Origin of the sequence: Streptomyces paradoxus (assembly GCF_014202475.1) — a bacterium.
Taxonomy (GTDB): domain Bacteria; phylum Actinomycetota; class Actinomycetes; order Streptomycetales; family Streptomycetaceae; genus Streptomyces; species Streptomyces paradoxus.
Genome location: NZ_JACHGV010000006.1, coordinates 159,023 through 180,157, shown reverse-complemented (window position 1 = coordinate 180,157; position 21,135 = coordinate 159,023). Strand labels below are relative to the sequence as shown.

Below are 21,135 nucleotides of genomic sequence, written 5' to 3'. Positions count from 1 at the left end.
GCTCCCTGGCCTGAGGGTCGGGCGGGCGCCCGCCGATGCTGGCCGATGGTAACGGCTCCACCTCCGCCGGACCGCCTCATGCCCGTACATGGCTTCGAATACAACGCCTCCCGGCCCGCAAGGGTTCCCGTGCGGCGCGACACCGGGGAAGGGACACCGGGGGAGGGGCGCTCCCACGCGAACCGGCGCCGTACCGCGTGATCCGCGGTGCCGGCGCCGGTGTCATCCCGTATGCGGTTGTCCGGGCCCGAGCCGTCTCCCCGAGTCGACGGCGCCGGGCGGCTTTGTGAGGGCTTCGCCCTAGCTTTCCGCCAGGATGTGCGAGAGCTCCTGATCGAGGTCGAAGTGCCGGTGTTCCGTGCCGGGCGGCACGGCGGCGTCGGTCCGCTTCAGGAAGGACTCCAGGGCCCGTGCGGGGGCCTCGAGCAGGGCCTCGCCCTCCGGCGAGCTCAGGGCGATGCACACGACGCCCTGGCCGTGACTGCGCGACGGCCAGACGCGGACGTCGCCGGTGCCCGTAGGGCGGTGAAGTCCCTCGGCGAGGAGGTCGCGGGCGAACACCCACTCGACGGTTTCCTCGGCTCCGGTGTGGAAGGTGGCGTGCACGGCGTAGGGGTCGGCCGTGTCGTACCGCAGGCCTGCGGGGACAGGCAGGGAGGACTCGCTCGACACAACGAGGCGCAGGTGCAGCTCGCAGCTGACCGTGGTGTTCATAAGCGCCAGGGCCTTTCGCTCAGTGTGCGCTCGGGGATTCGCACGTCGGCGAAATCGACATGCCACCTACGGTGCCGTTGTAAACCCCTCTGAGTGTTTTGCGTGCCTTTACGTAACTCTTCCGGCTGAGGGATCGTTCGCGTCCTGCGTCCATTCCGGTGACTGGTTTCGCTCCGGTAGTGTTTGGCCGTATGAATACGGGGAGTAACGAGCCGGGCGAGGTGGCCGTGGCGTCGAACGAGACGGGGACGGGCGAGGCGTACGGCGAGCAGGACCGCGGGCTCGGCTCGCGCGCGCCGGAATTCATCAAGGCCCGCCGGGCGCTGCACCTCAGCTGGCAGGTCGGCGTCTTCATCATCGGGCTCGCGGTCGTCGTGACCGGCATCATCATGCTGCCCCTGCCCGGACCGGGGTGGGTCGTGATCTTCGGCGGCATGGCGATCTGGGCGACGGAGTTCGTCTGGGCCCAGCTGGTCCTCCGCTGGACCAAGCGGAAGGTCACCGAGGCGGCGCAGCGTGCGCTCGATCCCAGGGTGCGGCGCCGCAACATCATCCTGACGTCGATCGGGCTGGTGATCATCGGCGTGCTGGCGGGCATCTACCTGTGGAAGTTCGGCATCACGATGCCGTGGAAGATCAAGGACCAGTGAGCGTCACAGGCACCCCCTGACATGGGGTAATGTTCTTCCTGCGTCCGGGCGATTAGCTCAGTGGGAGAGCGCTTCGTTCACACCGAAGAGGTCACTGGTTCGAACCCAGTATCGCCCACCCGGACCAGCGGCCCATCTGCGATTGCGCAGGTGGGCTGCCGTCGTTGTGTGGAGCAGGGCTTCGCCGGGGCCGTTCGTCGGGCGGGGAGCGACGGCCAGCGTGCCCGGGCTGCTGGTGGCATCGGGATCCGCCCGGGGCTGCTCACGCCGCCGAGCTCTCTGTGGGGCCGGTGAGGGCTGAGATTCGCGAGCCCGGGACGGCTGAGTCCGAAGCCGGGATTCGCCCGGGCCGAGCCTGCACATCCTTGCCTGCGTGCGCATCAGGCTGGGGCGAGATTCCCCTCGGGCAGGGCGTACGAGGCAGCCCTTGGCCACTGACGCCGTCGTCTAGCCGACCGGTGCTGAGATCTGTCGTTCGAGCCCGCTCGGTGGCCGATACTCACCCCCTGCTGAGCCTGCCAGGGCCCGTGCCTGGTGAGCCTCTCGCCGCGCTGCGCACCTTGCCGGGCGCCGGCGGGCTCCATCGGCTTGGCTGGTGCCGATACCGCCAGGGGCCGGGTGTCGGGGGAGTCCAGGCCCGGTCGCCGCTCGCGCAGTCGCCCCCCCGCGCGAGCCGACTGATGGCGAGATCCCGTACTGCCGGCCAAGCAAGGTCACTGCCCAACCGCGGAAGGGCATGCCGCGCCCCTCCCCTTCGGACGGCTCACGCCCCGCCGAGCCGGCTTCCCGCCGAGATCCAGCCATCGAATCGACGCAGTCCGCCGTCAGCCCGCCCCACCCCACCCGGCGCCCGCTCCCGGCACAACCACCCGGACTCACTGAGCCCCGAGCACCAAACCGCCGTGCCCCGCTCTCTCAGCCGACCCCTACGATCACCGAGTCCTGGATGTCAGACCGCCCGAGCGGCCTCCCCGCCCTCCTCCCGCACGGTCAAACGGTTCCCAGGCATGAGCCCCCCGTCCCGCCGCCCTCCGGCCGACCGTATTGATCACCGCATCCCGGCCACCAGCGCACCCATGCCGCCCCCTGCCGGCCGCACGGCCGCAACCCTGGGCATCCCCCACCCGCGCTCACCCCACAAACCCCTCGCCCCCACCCCACATGGCCGAAAACCGCCTCCCTCACCCCGGCATCCCGTGGCCGAATCCGATCCCCGCACCGGCATTCGCCCGTCCGCCCCACCGTCGTCTTTCGGTCGCGCCCGGAATCAACCCGACTCGCCCCGCGGTGTTCGGCGCTCCGGAAGCGTGGCCGTCACCAGGGACATCCTCCGGCTGCGCTTCCAGCCCCGCCCCCTCGGCCCGCCCTGCCGCCCGCCCCGTCGGTAAGAAATTCTTGTCCGAATCATTGACGCACCCTCAGCCCCTCCGTACCTTGTGCCAGCAAGCGCTTACTTGAAACGATTCATGCGAGCGGCACGACGTGCGGGGAGGTCCAACCGTGGTGAACGGCAGGAATGTTGAGAGACGTACCGTCCTGAAGGCGGCCGGAGCCACGGCGGCCACGCTGGGGCTGGCCGCGACGACCGGCTGCGGTGGTGACGGAGGGGCCTCCGCGGACGGGACGGTGACGATCCGTTACGCGTGGTGGGGTGCGGAGGACCGCGCCCAGAGAATCAACAAGACCATCGCGCTCTTCGAGAAGAAGTACCCGAAGATCAAGGTGAAAACGGACTTCCAGCCTTATCTCGACTTCTGGAAGAAGTTCAACACCCAGGCCTCCGGCGGAAATCCGCCGGACGTGTTCCAGAATGCGATCGGCTTCCTCCGGAAATACGACGCCAAGAACGTGCTGCTGGATCTGAGCGAGCAGGCGAAGGCGGGCAACCTCCGGATGGAGGGATTCCGCGCGGGCCTCGAGAAGTTCGGCGAGATCGACGGCAAGCTCCTGGGCGTTCCGGTGGGTTCGAACTCCATGGCCCTGGTCATCGACAAGCCCGTCTACACCCGCGCCGGCGTCAAGCCCGAGCAGGGCTGGACCTGGGACGACTTCGACGCCGCGATGAAGAAGATCCGCGACAAGACCGGCCGCGCCGGCGACAGCGGCATGTACGGCGTCATGTACCTCTACGACCTGTACCTGCGCCAGAACGGCAAGGCGTTCTTCACCGAGGAGGGGCTCGGCTTCACCGAGTCGGATCTGGCGGACTGGTGGACGAAGGCCGAGAAGGGCGTCAAGGACGGCCTCTACGCCGACGCCAAGAAGGTCGCCCAGATCAAGCCCAAGTCGGCGGTCGCGGCCGAGCTCGCCGGTGGCGAGTTCACCTGGGACAACTTCACCGTCCGCTACACCTCCGAGGGCAAGAGCGAGTACGGCCTGGCCCCCATCCCGACGACGGACGGCAAGAAGACCGGCCAGTACCTCGGCTCGCTCATGCTGAGCGCCTCCAAGCGCACCCGGCACCCCAAGGAAGTCGCCCAGTTCATCGACTTCATGGTGCACGACCCCGAGGTCGCCAAGATCATGGGCTACGACCGGGGCGTGCCCGCGACCCAGGCCCAGTACGACGCGTACCAGCCGACCGACGAGGTCAACAAGGCGATAGCCGCCTACGAGGAGTCCCTCGTCAAGGCCGGTGTCCTGGAGCCCATCACACCGCACCCGAACGGCGCGGACATCTGCGAGTCCGCGTTCCTGCGCATCGCCGAGGAACTCGCCCTGGGCAAGCGGTCGGTGGACGAGGCCGTCAAGCAGTTCTTCACCGAGTCGAAGACGGCTCTCGGCACCTGATGGGAACCACCGTGACACACGCCCCAGCGTTGGAGGGCCTGTCCCAGGACTCCGAGCCGCGGCACGGTCCGGTGAAGCCCGGGCGCCCCGCCGCCCTCAAGCGGCGGCGGCGCCGGGAGAACCTGGCCGGCTATCTCTTCATGTCCCCGTGGATCGCCGGGTTCCTGCTGCTCACGGCGGGCCCGATGATCGCCTCGCTCTACTTCGCCTTCACCGACTACAACCTGTTCGACGCGCCCCAGTGGATCGGCTTCGACAACTTCTCCGAGATGTTCGGGGATCCGCGCTGGCGCCACTCGGTGCAGGTGACGCTCTGGTACGTCGCCGTCGGCACGCCGCTGAAGCTGATCGCCGCCCTCGGGGTGGCGCTGCTGCTCGCCCAGAGCCGGCGCGGGCAGGCCTTCTACCGGGCCGCCTTCTACGCGCCGTCGCTCATCGGCGCCAGCGTCTCCGTCGCGATCGTGTGGAAGGCGATCTTCTCGGACGACGCGGTCGTCGACCGTACCCAGAAGATCTTCGGGATCGACGTGGGCGGCTGGACCGGCGACCCGGACATGATCATCTACAGCCTGGTGGCGCTCACCGTCTGGCAGTTCGGCGCCCCCATGGTCATCTTCCTGGCCGGTCTCAAGCAGGTCCCGCGTGAGCTGTACGAGGCGGCCGAGGTCGACGGGGCCGGCAAGATGCGGCGGTTCTGGAACATCACGCTGCCGATGATCTCCCCCGTCCTCTTCTTCAACGTCCTGCTGGAGACGATCCACTCGTTCCAGATCTTCAGCTCGGCGTACATCGTGGGCGGCGGCGCCGGCGGCAACGCCTGTGGTCCCGCCGACGGTTCGATGGTCTACACCTGCTATCTCTACGTCCAGGGCTTCGAGAACAGCCGGATGGGGCTGGCCTCCGCCATGGCCTGGATGCTGCTCGTCGCGGTCGCCCTGGTGACGGCGGTGCTGTTCTGGTCCCAGAAGCGCTGGGTGCACTACGAGGAGGGCGCCCGATGAGTTCCCCCAATCTCTCGACTTCGCTCGATCAGGGGGCACCCCCATCGGCCACCGACGTCACCCCGCGAGGGGGCGGACTGCGGCACAGGCTGCCGGCTTCCCTCGCCTGGCACCTCGGGTCCCTGCTGATCCTCGCAGTGATCCTGTACCCGGTGATCTGGGTGGTCGGCGGGTCCTTCAAGAAGAGCGAGGACATCGTCGGCAGCCTGGACCTCTTCCCGGGGAACCCGGTCGTCGACAACTACAAGAGCCTCGCCGACGGCATCGCCGACATCTCGATCTCCACGTTCTTCCTCAACTCGCTCCTCCTGGCGGTCGGTTCGGTCGTCGGCATCCTGGTGTCCTGCTCGCTGACGGCCTACGCCTTCGCGAGGATCAGGTTCGCGGGCCGCAATCTGCTGTTCACGCTGATGATCGGGACGCTCCTGCTGCCGTACCACGTGCTGCTGATCCCGCAGTACGTGCTGTTCCGCAACATGGAGATGATCAACACCTACACGCCGCTGCTGCTCGGGAAGTACCTGGCCACCGAGGCGTTCTTCGTCTTCCTGATGGTGCAGTTCATGCGCAACATGCCCAGGGAACTGGACGAGGCGGCCCGCCTCGACGGCTGCGGGCACCTCCGCATCTACTGGTCGATCGTCCTGCCGCTGAGCCGGCCGGCCCTGATCACCAGTGCGATCTTCACCTTCATCAACTCCTGGAACGACTTCATGGGCCCGCTGATCTACCTCAACGAGCCCGACAAGTACACCGTCTCGCTCGGCCTGAAGATGTTCGTCGACCAGGAAGGGCTGGCCAACTACGGCGGCATGATCGCCATGTCGCTGGTGGCGCTGCTGCCGGTGCTCGCCTTCTTCCTCGCCTTCCAGCGGTATCTGATCGACGGCATGGCCACATCGGGTCTGAAGGGCTGAGGCGGGCATGGCCGGGACACGGGTGAAGGGACGGGGGGAGTCGGCACTGGCCATTGGGGCGTCCCCTGCTCGAGCGGAGTCGAGAGCTTGGGGAAGGTTCGCGGTGTTCGCCGAGTGCCTGCTGACCGGTGTGTGGATCGCGGTGGCCTCACTGGGAGTCGTCACCTATCCCGCCGCGTTCGCCGCCGGGGCGCGGCATCTGCGGCGCCGGACCGCTCATGAGGGCGGTGGCTGGCGGGAGTTCGCCGCGGACTTCCGCGCGGCGCTCCGCGGCGGGTGGCTCGCCGGGCTCGCCGGGTGGGCGGCCGTGGCCGCGGTCTGGGTGGACGTGCAGGCGGCCCGGGCGGGGATTCCCGGCGGGCCGCTCGTCGGGGCCGCCGGGGTCGTCGCGCTGATCGGGCTCGTCGTCGCCGGGCTGCGCGCGGCGGCGGTCTGGGCGCCGGGAGCCCGCTGGCGGACGCTGCTGGCCGGGGCCGGACGGCGGACGGTGCTCGATCCGGCCGGGTCCTTCCTGATCGTCGGCGGGCTGGCTGTGGTGGCCGTGTCCGCCTGGTTCGCCGCCCCGCTGGCGATCGCGGTCCTCGGCGTCGTCGCGGCGGCGGCCGTCGCCGTGGAGGAGCGGTACCTGCACCGCTGAGCTGCGGGGCCCCCATGTTCCAGGCCGGCGCCCCCGCGCCGCACCTCTTTCTGTCATGCCCCTGCACACGTACGGATTCGCTTCCCGCACGGACGAGGAAAGGCAGCATCGCCATGTCTCCCATCCCCCGCAGATCCCTCCTCAAGGCGGCCGCCGTCACCGGAGCCGCCGCCCAGTTCAGCTGGGCGCTGGGAGCCCAGGACGCCCAGGCCGCACCGCGCGCCGAACCCGCCGACGCGGACCCGGTGACCCTGGACTGGCTGGAGGACGGCGGCCTCGGCGCCGCACCCGGCTCCACCGTCGGTGTGCCCTGGCCCAAGGGCGCGTACCAGAAGGACCAGACCTTCGCGCTGACGGACGCCGGCGGCAAGGCCGTACCCGTACAGTCCTGGCCGATCGCCTACTGGCCCGACGGCTCCCTCAAGTGGACCGCGCACGCGGTCGCCTCGGGCGACGGCAAGCTCACCCTCGCCGCCGGGACCCCCGCCGCTCCCGAGAAGAAGGTCACCGTCGAGAAGCGGGGCGGCACCATCGACATCTCCACCGGCGTCATCACCGCCAAGATCGGCAAGTCCGGCTCCACCCTCGTCAAGTCCGTCACCCGCGGCTCCACGGAGATCGCGAAGAACGGCCGGCTCGTGCTGATCCGCCAGCCCGAGATCGAGGACGAGGACCAGGGCGGGGTCAGGACCGAGCGCTTCGACGGCGCCATCTCCAAGGTCGAGGTCGAGCAGGCGGGCCCGGTCCGCGCGGTCGTCCGCATCGACGGCAAGCACCGCAAGGGCGGCCGCAGCTGGCTGCCCTTCTCGATCAGGCTCTACTTCTACGCGGGCGCCGACTCCTTCCGCATGGTGCACACCATCACCTACGACGGCACGCAGGAGCCGGGCAAGGCCAGTGGTGACTTCATCCGCGGCCTCGGCGTCCGCTTCACCGTGCCGATGCGGGACGAGTCGTACGACCGCCACATCCGCATCGGCGGTGACGGCACCGGACTGCTGCGCGAGGCCGTCAAGGGCATCACCGGACTGCGCCGGGACCCGGGCGCGGCCGTGCAGGCGGCCCAGTTCGAGGGCAAGAAGCTGCCCGACCCCGCCACCTGGGACCAGCGGGTGACGACCCGGCTGCAGTACATCCCCGAGTGGGGCGACTACACCCTCTCCCAGCTCTCCGCCGACGGCTTCACACTGCGCAAGCGCACGAAGAAGGGGCACGGCTGGGTCGCCGCGGGCGGTGGCCGGCGCGCGTCCGGCTTCGGCTACGTCGGCGGGGCGAGCGGCGGGTTCTCCTTCGGGCTGCGGGACTTCTGGGAGAAGTTCCCCGCCCAGCTCGACATCCGGGACGCCCACACGGACGAGGCCGAAGTGACTCTCTGGCTCTGGTCGCCCGAGGCACAGCCCATGGACATGCGCTTCTACCACGACGGCATGGGCCAGGACACCTTCCCGGAGCAGCTCGAAGGACTCAACATCACCTACGAGGACTACGAGCCGGAGTTCGGCACCCCGTACGGCATCGCCCGTACCTCCGAACTCCTCTTCTGGGCCAACGACTCGACCCCGAGCCCCGACCGGCTCGCCGAGCAGGTCGAGGCCGTCCGCGTGCTGCCGCAGCTGGCCGCCCCGCCCAAGCAGCTCATCAAGGCCAAGGTCTTCGGGCCGGGCCTGTACTCCGAGCCCGACCGCTCCACCCCGGCCAAGGCGAAGATCGAGGACCACCTCGACTTCCTCCTCACCTACTACAAGGACCAGGTGGAGCAGCGCCGCTGGTACGGCTTCTGGGACTACGGCGACATCATGCACACCTACGACACGTTCCGGCACCAGTGGCGCTACGACGTCGGCGGCTACGCCTGGGACAACTCCGAGCTGTCGCCTGACCTGTGGCTCTGGTTCGCCTACCTGCGCTCCGGACGCGCCGACATCTTCCGCTTTGCCGAGGCGATGACCCGGCACACCGGCGAGGTCGACGTCTACCACCTGGGCAAATGGGCGGGCCTCGGCACCCGGCACGGTGTGCAGCACTTCGCCGACAGCGCCAAGCAGCAGCGCATCGCCAACACCACCTACCGGCGCTACTACTACTTCCTCACGGCGGACGAACGCGTCGGCGACCTCATGCACGCCAACGTCGACTCCGACGAGACGTTCCTCGTCCTCGACCCCATCCGCAAGATCCGCACCGAGCCCTACACACCCGACCGGCACGCCCTGTCGATCGGCTTCGGCACGGACTGGAGCGGCCTTGTGTCGGCGTGGCTGACGGAGTGGGAGCGCAAGGGCCCGAAGTGGGAGAAGGCCAAGGCCCGCGTGCTGTCCACGATGGAGACCATCGCCGCCCAGCCCAACGGCTTCGTCCAGGGCAGCGGCCTGTACGACCTGGACACCGGCAGGTTCGCCGTCGCCGGGACCGCCAAGGTGGAGGTCTCGCACCTCTCGGCAGTCTTCGGCCTCAACGAGCTGTGCGCCGAGCTCATCGACCTGGTCGACATGCCGAAGTTCAACGAGGCGTACTTCGACTACTGCCGCTACTTCAACGCCACCAAGGCCGAACAGGCGGCACGCTACGGCTCCAACTTCGGCAACCTGCTGCTCTTCCAGGGCCACTCGCGCCTGGACGCGTACGCGGCCGTCAAGACGGGGGACGAGAAGCTCGCCAAGCGGGCGTGGGAGAAGTTCTACAACTCCGACGGCTACAAGGAGTCGGCGCCCTGGCGGACGGAGAAGCTGAGCGGCCCCGTCGCGCTGGTGCCGGGCAGCGAGGCCACCTGGGTGTCCACGAACGACACCGCGCTGTACGGCCTGGCCGCCATCGAGAACCTGGCGCTGCTCGGCGACAAGATGCCGTAGCGGGACGCTGAAGGAGCGGAAAGCCGGAACGAGCGGTTCCCGTGGCGACGCCGTGGCGGGAACCGCTCGTCCTGGGGATCTCGCGGACACGACCTAGTCGATGATCTGGTTGAAGAACAGGACGGCCGGGGCCACCACCCCGCCTCCGACGCTCACCGCGACCGGCCACACGTTGCCGGCCAGGGCCGCCAGGACGGTGGCACCGATGCCGGCCAGGGCTGCCAGCAGGAAGACGATCGCGGCACGCTGACTGATGAGCGGTCCGTCCCGGCCGGGCCCTCGGCGGTCGGCCTGTGCCACCTCGGTGCCCCCTACCCGACGCCGTGAACGGGCTCGGGCGCCTGTCGCCGCAGGGGCACGCCGTGGCCGCCCGGGCCCGGCACGTCCCACGGATCCTGCGCGGGACGCAGGAGTTCGAAGCGGACATCGTCGCCGTCACCACTCGTCCGGACCCCGTACACGGCGGGCTCGGGCAGGCTGTTGTAGTGGAACGGCGTCGAGAAGTAGTAGGCGCCGGTGTCCGGGACGGTGACGATGTCACCGGGCTCCAGGAGCGGCAGCGCGCGGTCCCGTGCCAGGAGGTCCCCGGCGAAGCAGGCGGGTCCCGCGATGTCCTGGCGGACCGGTCCGCCCCGCTTGGTCCTGCCGCTCGCGTCGTGCGCCTCGATCCGCAGCGGCCAGGCGTCGGGGTTGAAAACCGTCCGGGTGGCCACCTGCACACCGGCGTGGGTGACCGCGATCGGCCGGCCGCCCATGCTCTTCGTGTACTCGACGTACGCAGCGAAGAACCCGTTCTTGGCGAGGACGGACCGCCCGAACTCGGTGACGATCTCGTACCCGCCCGAGAACAGGGCGGGAGCGTGGGCGCGCAGCTGCCGGACGTACGTGCCGAAGGTCGGTGTGGTCTCGTCGTCGGCGAAGTTGACGGGCAGTCCGCCGCCGATGTCGATGCCGACGACCTGGCGCCGCCCGAGCGAGGCGTTGACCTCCTCGGCGAACGCGACGGCCTGCCCGACCCCGCCGGCCATGAGGTCGAGCGGGCAGCCCTGCGAACCGGCGTGCGTGTGCACCCAGGTCAGCCACGGGTGGTCGTGGTAGGCGCGCAGCAACCGCTGCCGGCTTCCCGGGTCCGCCAGCGGGACGCCGAACTTCGAGGTGCTCGTCGCCGTGCTCATCGCGGCGATGCTGCCGCCGCCGAGCTGGGAGTTGACGCGCACCCCGATCCGCGAGACCGGGAAGCGGCCCTCCAGCGCCCGGTCGATCCTCGCCAGTTCCTGGTAGTTGTCCGCGTTGACGGCCACACCCAGGTCCAGGGCGTGCCGCAGCTCGGCCTCCGTCTTGGCGGGGGAGTCGAAGACGATCCGGTCGGGTGCGAACCCGGCTGCCAGCGCGCGGGCCAGCTCACCCGCGGTGGCCACCTCGCAGCCCATGCCGAGCCGCCGCAGCTCCGCCAGCACCGGCACCAGACAGTTCGCCTTGGCGGCGAACGCGTGCAGCACCCGCGGCGCGGAGGGAAAGGCGCGGTGCAGGGAAGTGACGGTCGCGGCGACGCCGTCGAGGTCGACGAAGGCGGCCAGCTGGGACCGCCCGGCGTCCAGCAGTTGCTGCCGCACCGCTTCCTGGAGGATCCGTTCGCGCCGTTCGGCGGCGGGGGTCAGTCCGGTCATGGTGAGCCTTCCGGTGTCGTACGCGCGGAGCCCGGGACCGTCCCGGGTTCAACACCAGGCTGCGGCCCGTACCGGGACGGCGTCTTCGTCGAGTCGTCAAAGACGCGGGCCTCACCCACGGCGGTCGGGCGCAACAACTCCTCTGCCGAGCAGAGGAGTTGTCCGATACGACAAAGAGGAGGCCCTCCGATGGTGGCCCCGGCCGAACCGCGGCCGGCACGCGCGCCCGCTCGCGCCCCGGGACCGGACACTCAGGGGCGTGCGCCACCGGCCTCGCCGCCCAGCCGCAACTGCACCTGGGCGAGCAGCCGGGCGTCGGGACTCTCCAGGTCCAGCCCCGACACCTGCCTGATACGGCGCAACCGGTAGCGCAGACTGTTGGCGTGCACGCCCAGCGCGCGCGATGCGGCGGACACGTCTCCGAAGTGGTCGAGGTAGGCCCGCAGGGTCTCCACCAGGCAACTGCCGCCGTGATCGGCGTCGAACTCCCTCAGCCGGGCCACCGAGGTCCGCAGCGGCAGCGTCACCTCGCGCAGGGCATCGACGACCTGGAGGATTCCCACCGTGTCCGCGACGTCCTCGCACCGCGCGACGGCGTGCGGTCCGGCGGCCGCGACGAGCGCCTGCAGGGCCCGCTCGGCCGACCGGCGTGACGCGGGCGCCCCTGCCAGGCCGGGGACCACGTCGCCGAGCCCCACCTTCACCGCCGAGCCGATCGTCGCCGACAGCTGATCGGCCAGCGCGCTCCCGAGCCGCCTGACCTGGGCGTCGGCGCGCTCGGCGGCGCGCTCCAGCCCGCTCACCAGCACCAGGGTCCCGCCCCCCGCCGGGACCACCACGACGCGGTGCCCCAGGGCCGCGCAGTGCAACGTCAGCAGGCCGTACAGCCCGGACGGGCCGTCGTCCGCGGAGCGGCCGGGCCCGGTGCCCACGGCCAGGACGGCACAGGGCTCCCGGGGCGGCAGGGAGGCCCGCTCCGCGAGCACCTCGACCGATCCGCGGTCCTCCAGCAGTGCCCGGGCCGCATCCTCCACCAGCCGGCCGTCCGAGCTGTGGGTGCGGTGATGCAGCAGGTGGGCGGCGGCGGTCCGGGCCGCCGCGCGCAGCGTCTCCGCGGCGTTCGGCGACAGGGGGCGGCCGGCCACCGCCGCCACCCAGATTGACCCGAGCGCCTCTCCGCCCGCCCGCACGGCGCCGACCAGACGCTCCGGATCCTGCCCGTGGGCGGGCCGGTGCAGCACGTCGCCCGCACCCCACAGCGCCTGGAAGAACCCCGCCTCCCGCATGGCCGCCACCCGCCAGGGCGGAACCCGGCGGCCGAGGATGGTCAGCCGGCGCATCTCGTCCACGTTCTCCTCGGTGGACGAGTACGCCAGCACCCGCGACTCCGTGTCCTCGATCGTCACCGAGCCCCCCACCAGGGCGGCCACCGCGTCGGCCAGGGAGTCCAGATCGCCCAGGGGCACGCCGCTGGTGGCCGGCATCGGGGGAGCACCCGCTGCGGCCAGCCCGGCCCTCAGCACCCCCACGAGCTGGGCCCAGGTGCACCAGGCTGTGCGGAAGAGCACCGCCGTGCCGCTGTCCGCCGCGGCCGACTGCAACGCCTTCGCGGTGGGCTCCGGCCGTCCCGGGCCGAACACCACACCCGCCGCACCGGCCTCACCGGCCCGGCGCACCACGTCGAGCGCGTGCGCCGATCCCGGGTCGACGCCGACCGCGAGGAGTAACTCCCGCGGTCTGATCACCGGTTCCAGGGCGTCCAGCACATGCACCCCGGTGACCCGCGTCCGCAGTCCCTCCGGGGCCGTGTGCAACTCAACGGCCCCCGCCCCCACCACCGAGAGCAGGCGCTCCAATGTCCCCTGGTCCCCGGCGCCCCCACCCCGGCCCGACGCTTCACCCGAGTCCGCCACGATGCCTCTCCCGTCCCCCGCCCGACCGTGCCGCCGTGCTGGCGGCCGATCGGAGAACGTATGACATCACGGGACTTGTCCGCAGTCGAGACGGCCTCACGCACCTAGTCCATCCTGCCCAGGGCCTCCCGCACCCGCCGGACGTCCCGGATCCGCTGCTCGTACGTCGCTCCGAGGGCGAGCAGCAGGAGGCCGGCGAGAGCGGGGGGTGCCCAGCGGGGGAGCGCCCCCGTCACCTGCACCACGTACGGGGCGAGTTCGTGCAGGGTGACCAGGGCCAGCGCCGAGCCGCCGAGTACCAGCGGTGCCCGGAGGTGGTGCCGCGCACCCAGCAGGGTGACCAGCAGCGCCGCACCGCCCAGCAGCAGCGGCCGCGTCCAGTACGGGTCGGCCCAGGCCGCGGCCAGGCTCGGCAGGAGTGTCACGGCGAGTCCCGGGCCGTACGCCGTCCAGGAGGAGACCTGCGGGTCGCGGCGCCGGTGCAGGGCACCGACGAGCAACGCCGGGACGGTCACCGGGAGGGTGTACGCCTCGGGCGTGTCCACGTCCCAGGCCGCCAGGCGCACCCACGAGGCCAGCACGAACAGGGCCGTGGCCGCGTAGCCGACAGGACGGCGCCCGTCGCGCAGGGCCGTCCCCGCGGCGATCACCCCGTACAGGGCCAGCACCAGGGCGAGCATCGGCGGGTCGGAGACGGTGAGCGCCACGGCGAACAGACCGACGGCGGCACCCGTGGCCTCGACGGGCACCGTCGTCCGGGACCCGCCCAGGCGCGCCGCCAGAAGGGCGGCGGCACCGGCAACGACCAGCACCGGCAGGGCGGTTCGGGCCGGTGGCCAGTCCGCCGCGGCACCGGACGCCGAGGCCAGCGCGGCGGCGTGCACGAGAGCGGCCGGAGCCGTGAAGGGGGCGACGTCCGCCCGCCATGAGGCCGCCGCGAACAGGGCCGTCAGCACGGACAGCACGACCAGGGTCGCGGACTGGGAGGCGAGCGAGACCAGGGTGAGGCCGGCGGCCGTGACCAGGGCGAGGACGAGCGCCATGACCTGCGAGGCCCCCACCGTGACCCGGCACGCGTACAGCGCGGCCGCCGTCACGACGCCCAGGACCAGCAGCCCCGCGGCGTACGGAGCCTCGAAGACCGCCGGGAGCGTCACAGCCGCGGCCCACAGCAGACCCGCGGCACCCAGCCGGGCACGCCCACGCCACTCCTGCGCGCGGACCGCCAGGGCGAGCACGGCGGCGACGGCCACCAGCACCAGGGGAGCCACTGCCGCGTCCGGCGGCCAGGGCACATCGGCCGCCACCGCCGCACGGGCGTCCGCCGGCGCACCGCTCCACACCCGGCCCAGCCGGCCGGCCGGACCCAGCAGCACCACGGCGACGACGGGCAGCGTCCACAGCACCGCCAGCGCCTGTACGGCACCGGAGGCCCAGGCGAAGCCCCCGCGCATCGCGTCCGGCAGCCGTTCGGCCCGCACCGCGGCCAACAGGGCGATACCGACGGCCAGATGAGCCGGAACCGCCCACTGCGACGGCAGCCCGGAACGCGCCACCCCGCCGAGCGCGGCCACCACGAGCAGCCCGGCCGTGATCGCGAGACCGAGGGCGTGCGTGACGCCCGGCCCTCGCCGGGCCGCACCCAGGGCGATCGCCGCCGCGAGCAGGAGCAGCGCCCCGGCACGGGAAGCGTCAGCCGGACCGCCGGCCGTCAAGGACAGCCAGCCGGCACCCAGAGCACCCCAGCCGCCCGTGCCGTACGCACCGGCGACGGCGGTGATCCGCACGGCCCCGGCCGTCAGCCGCGCCACCGCCAGCGCGTCGAGCCCGGCCGTCACCAGCAGCGCGGCGGTGATCGCGTACGCACCCGCGTCGGCGGACAGCGCCCACAGCAGCAGCGGGAACTGGGCCACGGCCAGGGCGCAGGGCAGGGGCAGGCGCAGCGCGGCCGTGACCGGCAGCAGGCCGTACGCCGACCAGGTCACCGCCAGCACCGCCGACGCGGTGGCCGCGTACCCGGTGCCGTCCGTCCCCGAGAGGGCCGCCGCGTGCAGCGCGTAGGCGTCCAGGACGGTCAGGGCGAGCCCCAGGCCCGCCACGGACTCGGCCGTCGATCGCAGCCCCCGCTTCAGCAGGGCCACGGGTGCGGCGAGCGTGGCCAGCGTGACCGCGCCCAGCACCAGGGCCCGCCCGGCGATCCCCATGTGCCCCCAGCTGACCAGGGTGAACACCGCCGCCGCGAGCGTCAGCAGGACACCGCCGAGGACGAGCAGCACGTTCTGCACGCTGGGCGCGGCCGTCTCCGGCCGGGACGCCGCGGCGGCCGGCGGCTGGGTCGAGGCCTGGGCCCGCGACTGCCACCGCGTCTGGTTCAGGGCCGCTACTAGCCAGGCGCGTCGGGCCAGCAACTGGGAGCGCCGGGCGTCCAGTTGCCAGAGTTCGGCATCGAGGAGCCGCAATTCCTCGGCCGGGGGCGGAAGGTGGGTCATGCCTCGCAGTGTGGTCCGCGTCACCTCGCACGGCATGAGTGCGGATACTCAGGCGCGTACTCATACGGTCGGCGTCACGCGTGGGCAGACTTGCGGCATGGACTGGAACCATTACCGCTTCCGCAGTCTGTGGACCCTGCCCGCGCCCCCCGCGAAGGTGTACGACGCGCTGGAACGCCCCGAGGACTACCCGCGCTGGTGGCCCCAGGTGCGGGAGGTGACCAAGCTCGACGACACCACCGGGGTGATCCGCATCCGTTCCGTCCTGCCGTACGACATGACCTTCACGGCGAGGGAGGCGCGGCGCGACCCCGAAGCAGGCGTGCTGGAGACCGCGCTGTCCGGGGACATCGAGGGCTGGGCACGCTGGACCGTCACACCGCTCGGGACGGGCAGTCTGGCGCGGTACGACCAAGTCGTCAGCGTGCGCAAGCCGCTGCTGCGGCGGCTCGCCGTACCGGGACGGCCCCTCTTCCGCGCCAACCACGCGCTGATGATGCGGTCCGGGCGGCGCGGACTCCTCCGGCACCTCCGAGCGGTTTGAAGGAAGCGTGCCGGGACCTGTATTGTTCAGTGCGTTCCCGGGCGATTAGCTCAGTGGGAGAGCGCTTCGTTCACACCGAAGAGGTCACTGGTTCGAACCCAGTATCGCCCACCGGAAACAGCCGGTCCGTCTCAGACGGACCGGTTTTTTCATGTCCGGGACGGCCCGGCTCAGGCCGCCGCCGGCAGGTCCGGGCGCAGCGGCCACGCCGGGTCGACCACCTCGTCCACGCCGCTGCGCGCGAACCACGCCTGCAGGCCCCGCGCCTGCGCCGCGTGCCACACCGCCTGCAGGGTGTGCAGCTCGCCCGGGGCGAGACGCTCCAGCCGGGACGCGAACCGGCGGCCCACCGCCCGGGTCACCTCCAGTGCCGCCGTGGCGTCGGCCGCCGCGTCGTGCGCGCCGTCCAGGGCGACGCCGTAGTGCGCACACAGGTCGGTCAAGGTGCGGCGGCCCTTGCGGTAGCGGTCCAGGTGCTTGTCCAGCACCCGCGGGTCGAGCACGGACAGCGGCGCCGACTCGAACCAGCGGCCGAGCGCCGATGCGCGGTGGCGGCGCAACTCCCGGTCCAGCATGGTCAGATCGAACGGCGCGTTCATCACCACGACCGGGCGCCCGGCGTGCGCCTGCTCGGCCAGCGCCTGCGCTATCTCGTACATCACCGGCGCCGGCCACCGGCCGTTGAGCCGCAGGTGCTCCTCCGTCAGCCCGTGCACCGCTGTCGCCTCGGCGGGCACCGGCACTCCCGGGTTCACCAGCCAGCGGCTCACCCGCGGCCGGATGCCCGGGGCATCCTGGACGACGACGGCGGCCGACACGATCCGGTCGGTCTCGACGTCCACGCCCGTCGTCTCCGTGTCGAAGGCGGCCAGCGGCCCCTCGTACCAGCACGTCGTCATAGCCCCACAACCCCTCGTTCACCTTCGGCAGTTGACGCACCGTCCGCTGCCCGATCCGGTGATACCCGGGCTGTTTGCGCACTACGCCGGAAGGAGACAACAGGAGTACGGGTCGTTGCAGTTCAGCGGCCCGCAGCGGGGAATCACTTGTTCTGGAAGGCTGTTGGCCATGGCCATTGCGCAGCCCGAACGGGGCGGGCTGCTGCCCGAGCGCACGGCTCCCTCTCGCGGCACTCTCGCCACCACCGCCTGCATGGAGACACTGCAGGTCGGCTATCTGCACGCCGTCGCGGCGGCCGCCGGCTGCTCGCTGTCCCAGCCCTTTCCCGACAACGGCATCGACTGGCACGTCAGCCACAGCGCCCCCGGGCACACGGTCGACGACGAGGTCACCATCAAGGTGCAGCTCAAGGCCACCTACCAGGTGCCGCCCAACCCGCCGGGCCGCACCTTCTCCTTCACGCTCGACAACGACCATCTGGCGAAGCTCGCCCGCACACCCGTGTCGGTGCACAAGATCCTCGTGGTGATGCTGGTGCCGCGCGCCCAGGACGACTGGCTGCGCGCCGGCCACGACCGGCTCGACCTCAGGCACTGCTGCTACTGGACCAACCTCGCCGGACAGCCGATCACCGGCCGCCGCCGCACCACCGTGCGCATACCGACCGCACGCATCTTCGACGACCGGGCCCTGTGCGAGATCATGACGCGGGTCGGGACGGGAGGAAAACCGTGACGCACCGCCCGACCGAGGAACCCCTGAGGCCCGTGCGGCCCCACCCCGTCGACACAGCCGGCCCCTCACCCGAACCCGCCGAGGTCGACCCGGCGGTGCTCAGCGCCCTGCTGCGCCGGCACGGCTGGCAGCGGCGCGGCGGCGCCCCCGGACGCTACGGCCGCTGGACCCCGCCCGGCCCCGGCGGCAGCGGCACCAGCCTCCTGGTGCCGGAGACCCGCGCCTTCCCCGACAGCGACGACCTGCTCGGCGAGGCCCTGCTCGCCCTGTCCCGCAGCGGCTCGCCCTCCGCCCGTGAGGTCCTCGTCTCCCTCGCCGTGCCCAGCGACGAGATCCGCTGGTGGCACGACGCCCCCGCCGGACCCGCCGGCGCGGCCTCCTGGACTGTCGAGGACCGTTTGCGCGGGGCCGCCCGCCGGATGCTGCTCGCCGCCGCTCTCGCCACCCGCGCCCGGGCCGGCTACCACGGCGCCCGCCACCGCCGCTCCGCCGCCGCGGCCCTGGAGAACGTCCTCGTCGGCTCCGCCACCGACGGCCGGCTCACGGCCTTCGTCCCGGTCGCCGGCGGCCGCCCCCTCGCCGTACGCCTCCACCAGGCCCTCTTCGCCGCCCGGGAGGCCATCGACTACCAGCGGGCCACCGGCGGCATGGACGCCTTCGACGCCGCCGTCGAGGCAGGAGTGAGCCACGAGCTCACCGAGGCCCTCGTCGCCCTCGTCCGGGGCACCGAGGGCGCCCGGATCGCCGTCGAATGGGCCCCCGCGGCCGGGGTGCCCGAGGGCTGCGCGTCCGCCGCCGAGCCCGTCGAGTTCTCGCCCGGCGACCTGGCCGTGCTGCGCGAGGCGGCCGCCCGCTACCTGCGCGAGGAACCCGCGGTCCCGGTGCGGATCACGGGGGCGGTGGTACGGCTGCGCAGGTCCGGGCCGCGCGGCGACGGCACCGTACGGCTGCGCGTGCTGGCCGGGGCCGACGTGCCGAACGTCCGGATCACCCTCGACGAGGAGGCCTACCGGATCGCCGGGCACGCCCACCTGGTCGGACTCCCGGTGCGGGTGCAGGGGCGGCTGGAGAGCCGGGGCGGATTCCGCCGCCTCACCGGCGCCCACGGCGTCGTTCCCGTCCAGGTCGACGACGCCGAGCGGGACCGGCTGATGAAGGAGCTCCACGAGAACCTCGACTTCTTCGAGGAGGCCTGCGGAGGGGACTGCGGGGACTGATTTCGCGAAGGGTGGTCCCGGGTCGGTACGATCCTTACTCGTGCGCGCGCTCCGGTATGGCGCCCGCGGCCCCCTTCAGTCAGGAGAGACCGGTGTCAGACGTCCGTGTGATCATCCAGCGCGATTCCGAGCGGGAAGAACGCGTGGTGACGACGGGCACTACGGCCGCCGAGCTCTTCGCCGGCGAGCGCTCGATCATCGCCGCGCGCGTGGCCGGCGAGCTCAGGGACCTGTCGTACGCCCTGTCCGAGGGCGACGAGGTCGAGGGCGTCGAGATCTCCTCCGAGGACGGCCTCAACATTCTGCGCCACTCCACCGCGCACGTGATGGCGCAGGCCGTGCAGGAGCTCTTCCCCGAGGCCAAGCTCGGCATCGGCCCGCCCGTCAAGGACGGCTTCTACTACGACTTCGACGTCGAGAAGCCCTTCCACCCCGATGACCTCAAGGCCATCGAGAAGAAGATGCAGGAGATCCAGAAGCGCGGACAGCGCTTCTCCCGCCGGGTCGTCACCGACGACGAGGCCCGCGAGGAACTGGCCGAGGAGCCGTACAAGCTGGAGCTGATCGGCCTCAAGGGCTCCGCCTCGCACGACGACGGCGCGGACGTCGAGGTCGGCGCCGGCGAGCTGACGATCTACGACAACCTGGACGCCAAGACCGGCGACCTGTGCTGGAAGGACCTCTGCCGGGGCCCCCACCTGCCGTCGACCCGCGCCATCCCGGCGTTCAAGCTGATGCGCAACGCGGCCGCCTACTGGCGCGGCAGCGAGAAGAACCCCATGCTCCAGCGCATCTACGGCACCGCCTGGCCCACCAAGGACGAGCTGAAGGCGCACCTGGAGTTCCTCGCCGAGGCCGAGAAGCGCGACCACCGCAAGCTCGGCAGCGAGCTCGACCTGTTCTCCGTCCCGGAGCAGATCGGCTCGGGCCTCGCCGTCTTCCACCCCAAGGGCGGCATCATCCGCCGGGTCATGGAGGACTACTCGCGGCGCCGCCACGAGGAAGAGGGCTACGAGTTCGTCTACACCCCGCACGCCACCAAGGGGAAGCTCTTCGAGACCTCGGGCCACCTGGACTGGTACGCCGACGGCATGTACCCGCCCATGCAGCTCGACGAGGGCGTGGACTACTACCTCAAGCCCATGAACTGCCCGATGCACAACCTGATCTTCGACGCGCGCGGACGTTCCTATCGTGAACTGCCGCTGCGCCTCTTCGAGTTCGGGACGGTGTACCGGTACGAGAAGTCGGGCGTCGTGCACGGCCTGACCCGGGCCCGCGGATTCACTCAGGACGACGCGCACATCTACTGCACGCGCGAGCAGATGTCGGAAGAGCTCGACAAGACGCTCACCTTCGTCCTCGGCCTGCTGCGCGACTACGGCCTGACCGACTTCTACCTGGAGCTGTCCACCAAGGACCCGGAGAAGTTCGTCGGCTCGGACGAGGCCTGGGAGGAGGCCACGGAGACGCTGCGCCAGGTCGCCGAGAAGCAGGGCCTGCCCCTCGTTCCCGACCCGGGCGGCGCCGCCTTCTACGGCCCGAAGATCTCCGTCCAGACCAAGGACGCCATCGGCCGCACCTGGCAGATGTCGACGATCCAGCTCGACTTCAACCTGCCGGAGCGCTTCGACCTGGAGTACACGGGTCCCGACGGCTCCAAGCAGCGCCCGGTCATGATCCACCGCGCCCTGTTCGGCTCGATCGAGCGCTTCTTCGCGGTGCTCCTGGAGCACTACGCGGGTGCCTTCCCGGCGTGGCTGGCCCCCGTCCAGGCCGTCGGCATCCCGATCGGCGACGCGCACGTGGAGTACCTGGAGAAGTTCGCCGCCGCGGCCAGGAAGAAGGGCCTGCGCGTCGAGGTCGACTCCTCCTCCGACCGCATGCAGAAGAAGATCCGCAACGCCCAGAAGCAGAAGGTGCCCTTCATGGTCATCGCGGGCGACGAGGACATGTCCCACGAGTCCGTGTCCTTCCGCTACCGCGACGGCTCGCAGGAGAACGGCATCCCCTTCGACGAGGCCATCGCGAAGATCCAGAAGATCGTCGAGGAGCGCGCTCAGGTCTGATCGCGCGCCGCACGGGCCCCCGGGAGATCCCGGGGGCCTTTGC

16 protein-coding genes and 2 tRNA genes are annotated in these 21,135 nt (G+C 71.4%); 12 read left to right on the top strand and 6 right to left on the bottom strand.

The genetic code is table 11. The features are described 5' to 3' along the window. Positions 1-300: 300 nt before the first annotated feature. The gene (locus HNR57_RS21155; protein WP_004002642.1) at positions 301-714 is read right to left on the bottom strand and encodes an SsgA family sporulation/cell division regulator; all 414 of its coding nucleotides are present in this window, start codon (positions 712-714) and stop codon (positions 301-303) included. Between the two features lie 191 nt (positions 715-905). Between HNR57_RS21155 and HNR57_RS21150 the strand changes: the two genes are divergently transcribed. From HNR57_RS21150 to HNR57_RS21120, 7 genes are all read left to right on the top strand, one after another. Beyond that, positions 906-1,364, top strand: coding sequence for a TIGR02611 family protein (locus HNR57_RS21150; protein ID WP_184561684.1), 459 nt, complete (start codon positions 906-908; stop codon positions 1,362-1,364). Positions 1,365-1,410: 46 nt separating this feature from the next. Then, a tRNA-Val gene (locus HNR57_RS21145) sits at positions 1,411-1,482 on the top strand. Positions 1,483-2,864: 1,382 nt separating this feature from the next. Beyond that, on the top strand, positions 2,865-4,154 hold the full coding sequence (locus HNR57_RS21140; RefSeq protein WP_184561682.1) for an ABC transporter substrate-binding protein: 1,290 nt from the start codon (positions 2,865-2,867) through the stop codon (positions 4,152-4,154). After that, on the top strand, positions 4,154-5,155 hold the full coding sequence (locus HNR57_RS21135) for a carbohydrate ABC transporter permease (RefSeq protein ID WP_184561680.1): 1,002 nt from the start codon (positions 4,154-4,156) through the stop codon (positions 5,153-5,155). The genes HNR57_RS21140 and HNR57_RS21135 overlap by 1 nt, the downstream gene beginning before the upstream one ends. Then, positions 5,152-6,072, top strand: coding sequence for a carbohydrate ABC transporter permease (locus HNR57_RS21130; protein WP_184561678.1), 921 nt, complete (start codon positions 5,152-5,154; stop codon positions 6,070-6,072). The genes HNR57_RS21135 and HNR57_RS21130 overlap by 4 nt, the downstream gene beginning before the upstream one ends. Before the next feature lie 7 nt (positions 6,073-6,079). Then, positions 6,080-6,709 (top strand): hypothetical protein, encoded by a 630-nt coding sequence (locus tag HNR57_RS21125; RefSeq protein WP_184561676.1) that lies wholly within the window; start codon positions 6,080-6,082, stop codon positions 6,707-6,709. Positions 6,710-6,822: 113 nt separating this feature from the next. Next, the gene (locus HNR57_RS21120; protein ID WP_184561674.1) at positions 6,823-9,558 is read left to right on the top strand and encodes an exo-rhamnogalacturonan lyase family protein; all 2,736 of its coding nucleotides are present in this window, start codon (positions 6,823-6,825) and stop codon (positions 9,556-9,558) included. Between the two features lie 93 nt (positions 9,559-9,651). Here HNR57_RS21120 and HNR57_RS21115 read toward each other — a convergent pair whose 3' ends face one another. The 4 genes from HNR57_RS21115 to HNR57_RS21100 form a co-directional block, all read right to left on the bottom strand. Then, a complete protein-coding gene (locus HNR57_RS21115; RefSeq protein WP_184561672.1) occupies positions 9,652-9,858 on the bottom strand; it encodes a hypothetical protein in 207 nt (68 codons plus the stop codon). A gap of 11 nt (positions 9,859-9,869) precedes the next feature. Further along, a complete protein-coding gene (locus HNR57_RS21110) occupies positions 9,870-11,225 on the bottom strand; it encodes a type III PLP-dependent enzyme domain-containing protein (RefSeq protein ID WP_184561670.1) in 1,356 nt (451 codons plus the stop codon). A 251-nt stretch (positions 11,226-11,476) separates the two neighbouring features. After that, positions 11,477-13,138: a helix-turn-helix domain-containing protein gene (locus tag HNR57_RS40600; protein WP_184561668.1), complete on the bottom strand. Its 1,662-nt coding sequence runs from the start codon at positions 13,136-13,138 to the stop codon at positions 11,477-11,479. A 104-nt stretch (positions 13,139-13,242) separates the two neighbouring features. Next, positions 13,243-15,663, bottom strand: coding sequence for an SCO7613 C-terminal domain-containing membrane protein (locus HNR57_RS21100; RefSeq protein ID WP_184561666.1), 2,421 nt, complete (start codon positions 15,661-15,663; stop codon positions 13,243-13,245). A gap of 61 nt (positions 15,664-15,724) precedes the next feature. Between HNR57_RS21100 and HNR57_RS21095 the strand changes: the two genes are divergently transcribed. Then, on the top strand, positions 15,725-16,171 hold the full coding sequence (locus HNR57_RS21095) for an SRPBCC family protein (protein ID WP_184561664.1): 447 nt from the start codon (positions 15,725-15,727) through the stop codon (positions 16,169-16,171). Between the two features lie 39 nt (positions 16,172-16,210). Beyond that, a tRNA-Val gene (locus HNR57_RS21090) sits at positions 16,211-16,282 on the top strand. Between the two features lie 59 nt (positions 16,283-16,341). Here HNR57_RS21090 and HNR57_RS21085 read toward each other — a convergent pair. Beyond that, positions 16,342-17,070, bottom strand: a complete 729-nt coding sequence (locus tag HNR57_RS21085) for a 3'-5' exonuclease (protein ID WP_184561662.1) — start codon at positions 17,068-17,070, stop codon at positions 16,342-16,344. A 169-nt stretch (positions 17,071-17,239) separates the two neighbouring features. On the opposite strand from HNR57_RS21085, the gene HNR57_RS21080 reads away from it, so the two are divergent. From HNR57_RS21080 to thrS, 3 genes are all read left to right on the top strand, one after another. Next, a complete protein-coding gene (locus HNR57_RS21080; RefSeq protein ID WP_184561660.1) occupies positions 17,240-17,806 on the top strand; it encodes a DUF4365 domain-containing protein in 567 nt (188 codons plus the stop codon). Then, positions 17,803-19,023, top strand: coding sequence for a hypothetical protein (locus HNR57_RS21075; protein WP_184561659.1), 1,221 nt, complete (start codon positions 17,803-17,805; stop codon positions 19,021-19,023). The genes HNR57_RS21080 and HNR57_RS21075 overlap by 4 nt, the downstream gene beginning before the upstream one ends. A gap of 92 nt (positions 19,024-19,115) precedes the next feature. After that, positions 19,116-21,092: a threonine--tRNA ligase gene (gene thrS, locus HNR57_RS21070; RefSeq protein WP_184561657.1), complete on the top strand. Its 1,977-nt coding sequence runs from the start codon at positions 19,116-19,118 to the stop codon at positions 21,090-21,092. Positions 21,093-21,135: the final 43 nt, after the last annotated feature.